This window comes from Galbibacter marinus (assembly GCF_000300875.1).
Classification (GTDB): domain Bacteria; phylum Bacteroidota; class Bacteroidia; order Flavobacteriales; family Flavobacteriaceae; genus Galbibacter; species Galbibacter marinus.
Window position 1 is genome coordinate 1 of sequence record NZ_AMSG01000078.1, and the last position, 243, is coordinate 243.

A 243-nucleotide genomic window follows, 5' to 3' on the forward strand; every position below is an offset into this window, starting at 1 on the left:
TTGGTTCTTCGTCAAATTTGGGGATTACCCGGTTTGAGATAGGATGACTTTCTTTCTCAATAGCTCAAAACTAGCTCTACCATACATTTGGCGTTTAATGTTTTTGATACGGTTCACATGGCCTTCTACCGGGCCATTGTTCCAAGACCATTTAATGGCATTGGTAACGGCCGCAAGGTCATTTTTTAAACCTCTGGCTAAGGATTTGAGTCCTGAAAGCTTATATCGGGACTTTTGAACAAA

1 protein-coding gene is annotated in these 243 nt (G+C 41.2%); it reads right to left on the reverse strand.

Translation table 11 applies throughout. The features are described from left to right. Positions 1-24: 24 nt before the first annotated feature. Positions 25-243 (reverse strand): ISL3 family transposase (locus I215_RS16440; RefSeq protein ID WP_008992965.1); only part of this gene is annotated, 219 nt, incomplete at its 5' end.